10 protein-coding genes are annotated in these 11735 nt (G+C 38.3%); 6 read left to right on the forward strand and 4 right to left on the reverse strand.

Features of this window, described 5'->3' with window-relative positions; all coding sequences use genetic code 11:
- Nucleotides 1-43 precede the first annotated feature (43 nt).
- Both N178_RS27665 and N178_RS21230 read left to right on the forward strand, forming a co-directional pair.
- Entirely contained in the window at nt 44-787 is a 744-nt protein-coding gene (locus N178_RS27665) for a PAS domain-containing protein (RefSeq protein WP_237758566.1), read from the forward strand.
- A 3-nt stretch (nt 788-790) separates the two neighbouring features.
- Nucleotides 791-2488: a bifunctional diguanylate cyclase/phosphodiesterase gene (locus N178_RS21230; RefSeq protein ID WP_237758568.1), complete on the forward strand. Its 1698-nt coding sequence runs from the start codon at nt 791-793 to the stop codon at nt 2486-2488.
- 332 nt (nt 2489-2820) lie between these two features.
- Here the strand turns inward: N178_RS21230 and N178_RS21235 are convergent, their stop codons facing one another.
- The 4 genes from N178_RS21235 to N178_RS21250 all read right to left on the reverse strand — a co-directional run bounded on the left by N178_RS21235 (nt 2821) and on the right by N178_RS21250 (nt 6483).
- The gene (locus N178_RS21235) at nt 2821-3921 is read right to left on the reverse strand and encodes a flagellin N-terminal helical domain-containing protein (protein WP_045294705.1); all 1101 of its coding nucleotides are present in this window, start codon (nt 3919-3921) and stop codon (nt 2821-2823) included.
- A gap of 235 nt (nt 3922-4156) precedes the next feature.
- Nucleotides 4157-4798 carry a pyroglutamyl-peptidase I gene (gene pcp, locus N178_RS21240; RefSeq protein WP_045294706.1) on the reverse strand — a complete coding sequence of 214 codons (642 nt, stop codon included), beginning with the start codon at nt 4796-4798 and terminating at the stop codon, nt 4157-4159.
- A 14-nt stretch (nt 4799-4812) separates the two neighbouring features.
- Nucleotides 4813-5778, reverse strand: coding sequence for a DUF979 domain-containing protein (locus tag N178_RS21245; RefSeq protein ID WP_045294707.1), 966 nt, complete (start codon nt 5776-5778; stop codon nt 4813-4815).
- Entirely contained in the window at nt 5779-6483 is a 705-nt protein-coding gene (locus N178_RS21250) for a DUF969 domain-containing protein (protein ID WP_045294708.1), read from the reverse strand. It lies immediately after the preceding gene.
- A 695-nt stretch (nt 6484-7178) separates the two neighbouring features.
- Between N178_RS21250 and N178_RS21255 the strand changes: the two genes are divergently transcribed.
- The 4 genes from N178_RS21255 to N178_RS27320 all read left to right on the forward strand — a co-directional run.
- On the forward strand, nt 7179-7979 hold the full coding sequence (locus N178_RS21255) for a zinc ribbon domain-containing protein (protein WP_045294710.1): 801 nt from the start codon (nt 7179-7181) through the stop codon (nt 7977-7979).
- The gene (locus tag N178_RS21260; RefSeq protein ID WP_045294712.1) at nt 7976-9304 is read left to right on the forward strand and encodes a type IV secretory system conjugative DNA transfer family protein; all 1329 of its coding nucleotides are present in this window, start codon (nt 7976-7978) and stop codon (nt 9302-9304) included. The genes N178_RS21255 and N178_RS21260 overlap by 4 nt, the downstream gene beginning before the upstream one ends.
- 75 nt (nt 9305-9379) lie before the next feature.
- Nucleotides 9380-10531 carry a hypothetical protein gene (locus N178_RS21265; protein WP_045294714.1) on the forward strand — a complete coding sequence of 384 codons (1152 nt, stop codon included), beginning with the start codon at nt 9380-9382 and terminating at the stop codon, nt 10529-10531.
- 6 nt (nt 10532-10537) lie between these two features.
- Nucleotides 10538-11735, forward strand: a 1198-nt coding sequence (locus N178_RS27320) for a hypothetical protein (RefSeq protein WP_202813389.1), incomplete at its 3' end; no start/stop codon positions are given.

Below are 11735 nucleotides of genomic sequence, written 5' to 3' on the forward strand. Positions count from 1 at the left end.
TGAGACCTTGCCAGATAAAAACACGGAGAAGGAGCAGTCGATCATGATCATGAAACATCTTGATCGTTTGAACACGCAGCTTTTAAAAGAATACAGTGAAGGTATTTTTTTTATCAACTGTGAAGGGGATATCATGTTTAGCAACGAAGCAGCCTTCAAGCTAACAGGAAACGAGCATAAACAAAAAAGCCAGCAGCTGACAGCTCTTATACATAAATCGAAACAACAGCAGGCCCAAGAGCTTTTTCAACGTGCTTTAAAAGGGGGAAAAGTTCATTTTTCAACGACAATCAATCATAAAACAAAAAAAGAACTTCATTTATATATTACGCTCATTCCTATTATCGTAAATGAGCAAGTAGCAGGAGTCTATGCCGTGTGCCGAGATGATTCAAAAGAGCAAGAGCGCTCTAATCACATTTCTAAATTAGAAACGCATTTAAAAATGGAGCAAAAGCTTGCGAATGTAGGAAGCTGGTATTACGACGTAGGGGAAGATAAAAGCTATTGGTCACCTCAGCTGTATAATATTTGCGGATTAAACCCTAATCAGTTCTTTACTCCTTCTTTAAAAGAAGTTCTTCAATTTATCAGCGGCTGTGATCAAAAAAGGTTAGAAAAAGCAGTTATGGAGGCACTTTCAACAGGAGAAAGCTATAACATTGAATACACGCTGATGCGGCCAAACGGTGAAGAACGTACGGTGTTTGAGCAAGCGGATGCACTAGTAGATGAGCAAGGAAACGTCATACAGCTGATTGGCGTAGTTCATGATATTACCGAATAAAAAGTGGTTACGAATGAATTAAAGCAAAAAGAACAGCAGTTTCAAACGATTTATAACAATTTGGATGCCGGAATATGGTCCGTTGATGTGCAGCGCAATAAAATGATTGTATGTTCAAACGGTGTTAGCAACATTTACGGAGAAGATGCGATTAAATTTTTAGAAGATAGAGATCTGTGGGAAAGCTTTATTCACCCTGAAGATAAACCAGCTGTGGCAAAAGCCCAGCATCAGCTGCAAAAAGGAAAAACGATTCGTCAGCAGTATCGGATCTACACAAAAAAGGGTGAGATGAAATGGGTAAAAGGTCGATGCATTCCAACACTTGATGAGAACGGTAAGCTGGTACGCATAGACGGCATTGTTGAAGATATCACTGCAGAAAAAAAGTACATGGATCAAGTTGAATATCTTGCGACTCATGATCATGTGACAAACTTGCCAAATCGAAGAAAGTTTGAAAAGAAATTAAAAAATTTCATTCGGCAAATGAAAAAAGAAAGAGATTCATTAGCGGTCTTTTATCTAGGACTGAATCGTTTCAAACATATTAATGATACATTAGGCCACGACGTAGGCGATCGCCTGCTGCAGCGTATCGCCAATCGGTTAAAAAAGTGCGTTACGCCAGATGTGATGCTAGCTAGAGTAGGAGAAGACGAGCTTGCGATTTGTTTTTTATCTCTTGCACATATGAATGAATGTCAAAAGCTAGCCGCTGCTCTTTTTCAAGAAATCGAAAAAGAAATTACGATTGACGACTTTTCTCTTTATGTCACAGCCAGTATCGGAATCAGCATCTACCCGCATGACGGTGAAGATGTGAAAACCTTATTGACGAATGCCAACCTTGCTATGCGCCGTGCCAAAGAAATCGGGCGAAGCGACTGGCAGCTGTATTCTCCGTTAATGGACAGCGAGACGTATAAAAGCTATCATCTGGAAAAAGGACTGCGCAACGCACTTCTTCAAAATGAGTTCTTTATTGAATATCAGCCAAAGGTTCATACAAACAGCAGAGAGATTGATAGCATCGAAGCGTTAATTCGCTGGAATCATCCAGAATGGGGACGCGTATCACCGGAAGACTTTATCCCATTAGCGGAAGAAACTCATTTAATTATTGAACTCGGCGACTGGGTGATCGAGAACGTCTGCAAGCAGCTGCAGCAGTGGAAGAATCAAGGATTACAAACCGTGCCCGTTTCGATTAACGTCTCGTCTAAACATTTGCTGAAACGCGGATTTGTAGAGCACGTTCAACAAACGTTAGCTCATTACAATATCGACCCTTCATTCATTGAATTTGAAGTGACAGAAAGCTCCATTATTCAGTATGAAGAACACGTAAAAAAAGTGATGGACGAATTAAAGAAAAGTGGCGTAACGTTTGCATTAGATGATTTTGGCACCGGCTTTTCTTCGTTATCACATTTAAAAGACTTCGAATTTAACACGTTAAAAATCGATAAAACATTTATTCAACACGCGACCGATAAAGGAAAGCAGCAGGCGATTACAAAAAGCATTTTATATTTAGCTCATGCTCTTAACATGAAAGTGATTGCAGAAGGCGTTGAAACAAAAGAACAGCTTGCCTTTTTACAAAAACATGAATGTTCCTTTATTCAAGGCTATATCGTCAGCCAGCCGGCTGCTCCTCAAAAAATTGCCGAATATTTAAAGAAACGATTTCTATAAAAAAAGTGATGTCTCGACAGAGACATCACTTTTTTACGCTTGAATAGGTTTTCGAAGCGTCCAAATTTGGTAAAACATATAAAGAGACTGATAGATGGTCAAATACGTCAGTAAGATCCAGCCGTTCATTAAGTACGGGTAAATGGCTTGCTGTACGGAAGTAGATAGCGTTGTACACTATCAAAACAGGCTTTGGAAGTTTGCTGAGAAGGAAAGCTTTTGTTGAGAAGATGATATCTGAGCAATTAATAGCATTAATATGCTAGGATCAAATAAATAAAATCACATGACAGAAAAGAGTCTCCATTATGGAGACTCTTTAAAAATGCCAATTAACGTAACAGTTGAAGTACGTTTTGCGGCTGTTGGTTAGCTTGACCTAACATAGCTTGAGATGCTTGAGATAGAATTGAATTCTTTGTTTGTTCCATCATCTCTTTCGCCATGTCCACATCACGAATACGTGACTCAGATGCTGTTAGGTTTTCTGATTGGTTATTTAAGTTGTTGATAGTGTGTTCTAAACGATTTTGTAAAGCTCCCAAGTTGGAGCGTTGAGTAGAAACAGTATTAATAGCATCACCAATTGTAGTAATAGCAGCTTTAGCGCCCTCGCGAGTGCTCACGTCAACGTTATTAATTTCTAAACCTGTGGTACTCATATCGTTAATAGAAAGACCAACTTCTTGGTCAGCGTTAGCTCCGATTTGGAATTTAGTTTCGTCCGCAAGTACAGTGATTTTCTTTCCATCAGTCTCATTGCCTGTAATAGCGTACCCTGCATTAGTTTTCATAGTAATTCCTAAATCTGAAAAGTTAAGAGTTTGAGCACCGTCCTTTAGAGACAAAGTTTGTTCTTTGGAGTCATCTGCTCCTGTTAAGGTAATAGTTTTGGCTGTAGCATCAACACTAATTGCATATTCCTGAGCAGTAGATCCAGAAGTTGTAATGCTAGATACTCCTTTTACAAATGCGGTAGTATTTGTTGTATTCGTATCAATTTTAGAACCTAATGTACCATTTAAAAGTTTTTTTCCATTAAACTGTGTAGTATCAGAGATACGGTCTATTTCATCCTTTAAAGCTGTAATTTCGGAGCTGATTGCCTCTCTATCTACATCATTTTGATTCGTATCATTAGAACTTTGGACAGCAAGTTCACGCATACGCTGAAGAATATCAGTTGTTTCGCTTAGAGCGCCTTCAGCAGTCTGAATCAACGAAACTCCATCTTGTGCATTACGCCCAGCTTGATCCAACCCGCGAATTTGTCCACGCATCTTCTCAGAAATTGCAAGACCCGCTGCATCATCAGCCGCGTTGTTAATACGCTGACCTGAAGATAATTTCTCCATAGACTTTGCTTGAGCGTTGTTAGCTGTGTTGTACTGACGGTACGTGTTTAAAGCTGTAATGTTGTGATTAATTCTCATTTTCCTTACCTCCGTATAATGATTTTACTTCTTGGCTTACATCCTTGTATGCAAGAAGTGTCTCGCCCTTGGACGAGATAAAAGTAATTGAACATATCGAGAAAATACGTTCATACTATATATCGACTGGGAGGTAAGGTTGTTTATAGCTTTTATTGATTTATTTAATGAAAACTTTGTACTTATATAAAAAGAAAAACCAGCTCTTTTTATGAACTGGTTTTTAGTATTAGTATTAATGAGTAGCTCCGCCTGAAACTAAAATGTCATCTTCAGTTACAATTGTAGTTTTTACGATGGAACGAAGCCCCTCCACAATCAAATCCAACGACATACTCGCTTTCCCTGGATGATTCACGGCTTGTTCAGGAAGGTAAGGAATATGAACAAATCCCCCTTTAATACAACAGTTTTGAATCATGTTCATGAGCCCGTAAAACACGTGGTTACAGACAAACGTTCCAGCGGTTTGAGAGACGCTGCTTGGAATACCTGCTTGGCGCAGATTTTCGACAGCGGCTTTAATTGGCAGTGTCGAAAAATATGCGGCAGGTCCGTTTTGGATAATAGGACGGTCAATAGGCTGCTGTCCGATGTTGTCAGGAATTCGTGCATCGTCTACATTAATGGCAACGCGTTCCATCGTAATTCCTTCTCGGCCGCCTGCTTGTCCAACGCAAATAACGATAGAAGGGCTGATTTCTTCTATATACGTATGAAGCTTTGCGATTGATTCACCAAAAACAGTGGGAAGAGGCTTAGCAACAATGTGATAGTTTTCAACAGCTACGCCGTCCAAAGCTTTTACAGCTTCTAAAGACGGGTTAATGCTTTCACCTTCAAATGGTTCAAAGCCAGTTAGCAATACAGTTGTCATTCTACTAGTCTCCTTTAAAAGTGATATACAAGGTAGTACATTAATAGCGTATTTACTACAAACACGGATAAAGCAATCGGTACTTGCGCTTTAATCACGGCGTTTTTGTCTTTTAATTCAAGCAGCATAGCAGGTACGATGTTAAAGTTGGCTGCCATTGGCGTAAGAAGTGTTCCGCAGTAGCCAGCAAACATGCCGAGTGCTGCCATAATCGCTGGATTACCTCCGTGCATATGTACAATCAGCGGAAGTCCAATACCTCCAGTAATAACGGCAAACGCAGCAAAGGCATTTCCCATGACGATCGTAAATAGCAGCATTCCCAAGCAGTAAGCAAGCACAGCCACAAACGCATAGTTAGTCGGCAGTATATCGCTTACAATATCTGATACTACTGTTCCAACCCCTGATTTTGAAAAGATACCGCCAAGAGCTGCCAGCATTTGCGGTAAAATAACGGCCCAGCCGACGGCTTGAAGCAAGCGGCTTCCTTCTTTAACAGGCACGTCCATTTTTGCTTTGGTAACGCCCATTGAAGCGATAAACGCAATGACAGCTGCGATTGCTAGTGAAATTAATGTAACTTTTTCTGGATCAATTAAAGCCCAGTTTCCAAACTTAATTTTGCCAAAGAGAAGAGTACCGATAATCGTAAAAATAGGAATAAGTAAAGCCGGTAAAAAGATTTTATTTTTTAATCGCTTCGCGTGAGCCACTCGTTCTTCAGCAGGTGTTTCCGCTTCATTGGATTTGGTTACGCGGTTAAATGAAGCAAGCAGCACCATAATAATGACTAAACATCCTACATAAAAAGGCGAAATGACGTTGCCAAATAAAAACGTAATAGAAAACAGCGCCCAGAATAGAGAAGATCCTAAACGGTTAGGATGGTTGTGATCGCGTGCGATTCGAATCGCGATAAAAGCAACAATAATACCGAGTAAGTAGTAAATCGTATCAAGCGTCAGGATGCTTTTCATTTAACTCGCCTCCGTCTTTGAAGCTGAGGTTGGTTTATGCTTCGTCATTTTTTTATGAATACGTCGGTCTAACTGATGGAAACGAATGGCACTGATCAGCAGCGCTGCGATGGCTGTTGGAATACCCCAAAGCGCCATATCCCAGACGTCAACGTGAATACCTACAGAGTCAAAAAATCCTTTCATTAAAAGAATTCCACCCGTTGCGATAAAGATATCTTCACCAAAAAACCAGCCCGTATTTTCAGCTGCTGCTGCGTGAGCGCGAATATCTTCTTTGACTTTAGGCGGAAGCTCTCCGTATTTGGCACGAGCTGCACCTTCAGACATGGGTGCTACTAAAGGCCGCACGGATTGGGCGTGTCCTCCAATATTTAAGCCGACTGCAGCTGAGATTTCTCGAATAAAAAGATATATAAGTAAAACATTTCCAGAAGAAGCGTTTTTGGCTTTTTTAATCAGCACTTCCGCTTGTTCCTTTAACCCGTATTTTTCTAACACGCCAAAAATAGGAAGAGTAAGTAAAATAGCCATAGACATATAGCGGTTATCTACAAAGAACTGACCAAACATCGTAATCACTTCATGCAGTGACAAGCCTGATACAAGGCCCGTCACGATGCCTGCAACAGTAACCACAAGCAGCGTGTTTAAACGAAATAAAAAGCCCACTGCCACTAGCAAAACCCCAATTAATTTCAACATAAAAAATCCCCCTCCAGTATGTATAGACCGTGCTGCAAAGTCACCTCCATTGCTTTTCTAAAAAAACAAAGATGTTTTGAGTATAAACAATTCTGAAAATTAAAACAAGATAGTTAAGGCATAAAATAGTTTTGTTGATGAAATAAAAAATAAGTAGACGTTTGTTCGTTTATTAATTAAATTAACGTTCGTTAAAGTATGTTTGATTGTATTTTTATAAATACTTTATCCCCTCTAATAAGTTTAATCCTCTAAGAAAATATTATTAAGATTGAAGCTATTAATAGCTTTTCACAATTTAGTATACAAATTATATACATAAATGTTTCTGATCTTTAGGGCGTAAAGTACGGGAGTAAGCATTAAAGTATTAACTGCTATTCCGTTCTTTTTGAAAAGGATATGCACTTTCTCAGTAGCTCGTTGCTTAAAAATAATATGTACTATTTAAAAATAATAATAATTTTTAAAAGTTATATTGTAATAAAATACATATTAATATAAAATATTCTATGTAAAATATGAACTAAGTCTCATTTTATTGGAATTTTTAATTGTTTTAATGAGTATAATGTATTGTTTTTGGAATCTGTGTAATTGAGTGTTTAGAATCAAATAAGAGTAAAAATATTCTCTTCTGTAGGTAAAAACATTTATTGAAATGTTCTTATAAAAAAATAAAAGGTGGGAAATGAATGGATTATATTCGAGGTATTGCCTTAGCAAGTGGTGAAGAGGTTATTAGGCAATATGAAGCAACATACTTAGAAAACCCCAAAACGGAAGGTTATTTAGTAGCTACTAATCGCAGGCTTATTTTTTGTGGAGAAGCAAAAAGTATCTCTGGTTCTAGCATGATTGTAAAGGACGTTCAAATTGACCATGTTACTGGGATTCATGCTTTCATGGGAGCAGGAAGAAACTTCTCAAAGATTATCTTAATCATTGTTTTGACGATTTTATTTTTAATGTTAGGTAAATTTGCATCTATTTTTTGGGCGGGACTATTAATACCAGGGTTTATTGTTTATAAATTAATTACAAATCCTTTTAAAAGTAGTGTGCTAAGTATGGTTGTAATGGCTGATAGTCAAACCCCCAGCTCGATAAACATTACCGCTTCTGGTTCAAGTGGTGGTTTTATAGCTTCCTTGTTTAGTAAACAAGGATTTGATGGAAGCCATGCGATGTTATCGGTTGCCGCGGCTCCAGGTAACGATACAGTTGTAATGATTAAAGAGTTAGGTGCTTTAGTCTTAGACATTCAGGCACAGGGCGAGCACGCAAAAGAAAAGTGGTTGAAATTAAACGCTTCGAATAAAAAACAAACTCGTCAGCATAAAGCTCCAGCTTTAAAATGCTTAAATTGTAACGCTACATATGGAGAAAATGAAAAATTCTGTGGGAAATGTGGAACAAGCCTTCAAACACAGTCTCAAACAGCTGCTGATATAGATACTCAAAACTTTAAAGAAGAGGATTTTTTTAGTAGATGAGTTACTTACGAAACGATGTGTTGGAAGGGCAACAGCTCTCTTTTTTACAATCTGGTGAGATAAAAAGGTGGGGCGATGCTAGCTATGGTATTAAAGGAAAGAACATTAGAAGCACAGAAGAAATTATCGACAACGGAATTGCACTTGATGAAAAAATTTTGCAAAGGCATTTGCTTTGTTTAGGATCTATTGGTAGTGGTAAGTCTGTTACACTTTTTCATATAATTGATGCCATTCGTAAAGGAGCAACTGAAAACGATGTGTTTGTCTTTTTCGACGCTAAAGGCGATTATTTGGAAGAGTTTTATAGAGACGGTGATTACGTAATTTCCAACCACTCGATTCCTCCAAGTGGTGCTGTAACGTGGAATGTCTATCAAGATATTCTGGCAACTCCGCAGAATAAAAGAGACGAAACGATTAAAGAAATTGCCACTGCTTTATTCAGAGAAGATATAGAAAAAAGCGGGAATCCTGTTTTTTCAACAGGTGCTAGAGATTTGTTCGCCGCTATACTTAGTGCACAGAGTCGGGAAATGGAGACGGAAGGTACTGAGTGGGACCATGAGAAATTGGTAAGCTGGCTGCAAAAGGCAACTGATAAAACTATCCGCATCTTATTACAAAAACATGCTGATTTAAAGTGGGTTCGGAACTATATGCGTGAAGATCGTAGTGAGAGCTCTAAGCAAAGCTTCTTTCAGCATTTGTATCAAAATATTTTTAGCATATTTTCAGGGGAGTTTGCTAAGAAAGGGCAGTTTTCTATTAAAGATGCTGTTAAGAAAAAGGGCGGAAAAGCTATTTTCTTAGAATACGATTTAGCTAGCGGTAGCATATTAAGTCCTGTTTATACTTTACTATTAGACTTGATTATGAAAGACGTTCTAGGAAGAAGTTCTTCAACAGGAAACATCTATTTTATATTAGATGAATTCCCTCTTATTCCTAGACTGAACTACATGGATAATGCTTTGAATTTTGGTCGTTCTTTAGGTGTAAAAGTCATAGCAGGTATTCAAAATGTAGGTCAAGTTTATCATGTCTATGGACCTGAATTAGGTGAAAGTATTATTAGTGGATTTGGAACGATGTTTGCTTTTCGCTTATTTGATGAACCAAGCAGAACAATCGTGCAAAATAGGCACGGGCGCAATAAAAAGATTGTAAGTATTGGCTCTTCAAATGCAGCAAGAGGAGTTCAGGACACAATAATTGAAGGAAATGTAATTGAAGATTGGGATTTAACAAGCCTTAGAATTGGAGAGTGTATTGTATCTCCGTTTAATGGAGAACCTTTTTTATTCTATCCAATCAACTATTAAATTGTGCGAAGCCAAATGTGGATATTCTCCCATTTGGCTTATTTTTTCAATAGATTTGAAAAGGAGAGGAAACGAATGAAAGATTATCAAAATTTGAATATATTAGCATGCGGCCGAAATTTAGGAAAAATAGAAATAGAAAACAAATCTGTTATTTTAGTGGGGACTACAGATAGAGTTGAACCTTTTAACGTTAAACAATACAAAGTATGGGAAAGCCTGTTAAATAAGAAAGATATGAATGAATGGCTTGAGCAGTTAACTTCTTATACAGAAGCCGAAATAGAAGAAGGAATAGAATACTTGACTGAAAAAGGTCTAGCTTTAATAAAAGAAGATGTAGATTCTCCAAATAATTTTCTTGTATCTAGAAATGGTGTAGGTATAGGAGTAGATCAAGGACGTTGGCAAATTAAAGCTCCAAATAAAGAGAAGCGAGTAGAATTAACAAAGCAACAATATTTAGTTTGGATTTCAGCCACAGGAATCACTACTATTACTGAAGTTATTTCTAATATTTGTGATTTGCTTGATTGCAATCAAAAAGAAGCAGAATCTCTATTTTGGGAATGCGCCGAATTATTTTTGAAAATAAGATTATGGATAATTGAGCATTGTGAAGAAGAAGTAAGTTTTACATATAAAAAGAAAAAAATAGATACACAAATTAAAGATAAAACAATTTTTTTACCTGTGGGACAGACGGTTGGTTATATTAAAGGAAATTCTTTTCTTAATGATGGATTCTACATTTCGATGGGAGGTCAATATATTGATGTATCGGCAGCTGAATATCTGATATGGATTTCATTAAAAGAATCTTTAATCAGTGTAAAACAGTTGAGTAAAGCTATGGAGGTAAGTAGAAAGGTATTGAAAAAGGAAATTTTACCTTCATTAATAGAGAAAAACTTACTTATTGAATACATGGAAGATGGATTATTCGCTGAGCTTGTACCGTTAAAAAGAGGCATAGTGACAAGTACTAAGGAAGAGAACGTAACCTTTACTACATGCGCACTAGATGATCGAGTTACTTTGCCTAAAGCTTGTCATATCGTCTGGAATATGATGAACCCCTTTTCTACATATGAAGATTTAGTACGAGAGCTTGTGAAATCAGATCAAATCCCTTTAACTGAAGCTAAAATTTTAATAAAAGATGCTCTACTCCCTCTATTGCAAAATGATTTAGTTGAATTTCAAATGATTAAGAGGGATAGGTAACCTAAAATGTTTGGAGAAAAGTTTTTAAAGATAAATTTTGACAGTAAACTATCGAAAAGTATTTTTTGGGCAGCTGGAGCAGTTGGAGGAGCAGTAAGTGGAGGGAATCTAGGGGTAGCTATTGCGATTGCTGGGATACCAGAAGCGGGCAAAAAGTTTCAAGAAGATATAAAGAGATATGAACCAACAAATTTCAAAGATTTTTTAGGAAAGTCATTGCAAAACATGTCGGTAGGTAGTTGGTTGACTGAAATGAAAAGCGTTGGTCAATTGACGTTGGATGAAACTAAGAAAGCTGTTTTTGGAGAAATTATAGAAGGATTGGACGGGGAATTAGGTAAAACAATAAACGAAGCTATAGAAGATCTAGAATTAATAGATATTTTAGCTGAAGAAGAAGTGCCAGAAGAGGAAGAAGCTGAAAACGAAAACGAAGAAGATGAAGAAGAGGACGAAGAGGACGAAGAAGAAGACGAGGACGAAGAGGACGAAGAAGACGAAGACGAAGAGGACGAAGAAGACGAAGACGAAGAGGACGAAGACGAAGAAGACGAAGAAGACGAAGAAGACGAAGACGAAGAGGACGACCAAGACGAAGACGAGGACGACGACGACGAAGACGACGAAGAGGACGAAGAAGAAGACGAAGAGGACGAGGACGAAGAAGAAGAAGAAGAAGAAGAAGAAGAGGACGAAGACGACGAAGAGGACGAAGAAGACGAAGAAGACGAAGAAGAGGACGAAGACGACGAAGAAGAAGACGAAGACGAAGAGGACGAAGAAGACGAAGAAGACGACGAAGACGAAGAGGACGACGAAGAAGACGAAGAAGACGAAGAGGACGAAGAGGACGACGAAGAAGACGAAGAAGACGAAGAAGACGAAGAGGACGAAGACGACGAAGAGGACGAGGACGAAGAAGACGAAGAAGAAGACGAAGACGACGAAGAGGACGAGGACGAAGAAGACGAAGAAGAAGACGAAGACGACGAAGAGGACGAGGACGAAGAAGAAGAAGAAGAAGAAGAGGAAGAGAGAGAGAGAGAGAGAGAGAGAGAGAGAGAGAGAGAGAGAGAGAGAGAGAGAGAGAGAGAGAGAGAGAGAGAGAGAGAGAGAGAGAGAGAGAGAGAGAGAGAGAGAGAGAGAGAGAGAGAGAGAGAGAGAGAGAGAGAGAGAGAGAGAGAGAGAGAGAGAGAGAGAGAGA

This window comes from Priestia aryabhattai B8W22 (genome assembly GCF_000956595.1).
Taxonomy (GTDB): domain Bacteria; phylum Bacillota; class Bacilli; order Bacillales; family Bacillaceae_H; genus Priestia; species Priestia aryabhattai.

Coding starts and splice junctions, on each gene's coding strand:
- N178_RS21255 (WP_045294710.1), top strand. CDS start 7,179: ATGGATTATATTCGAGGTATTGCCTTAGCAAGTGGTGAAGAGGTTATT.
- N178_RS21235 (WP_045294705.1), bottom strand. CDS start 3,921: ATGAGAATTAATCACAACATTACAGCTTTAAACACGTACCGTCAGTAC.
- N178_RS21265 (WP_045294714.1), top strand. CDS start 9,380: ATGAAAGATTATCAAAATTTGAATATATTAGCATGCGGCCGAAATTTA.
- N178_RS21260 (WP_045294712.1), top strand. CDS start 7,976: ATGAGTTACTTACGAAACGATGTGTTGGAAGGGCAACAGCTCTCTTTT.
- N178_RS27665 (WP_237758566.1), top strand. CDS start 44: ATGATCATGAAACATCTTGATCGTTTGAACACGCAGCTTTTAAAAGAA.
- N178_RS21245 (WP_045294707.1), bottom strand. CDS start 5,778: ATGAAAAGCATCCTGACGCTTGATACGATTTACTACTTACTCGGTATT.
- pcp (WP_045294706.1), bottom strand. CDS start 4,798: ATGACAACTGTATTGCTAACTGGCTTTGAACCATTTGAAGGTGAAAGC.
- N178_RS21250 (WP_045294708.1), bottom strand. CDS start 6,483: ATGTTGAAATTAATTGGGGTTTTGCTAGTGGCAGTGGGCTTTTTATTT.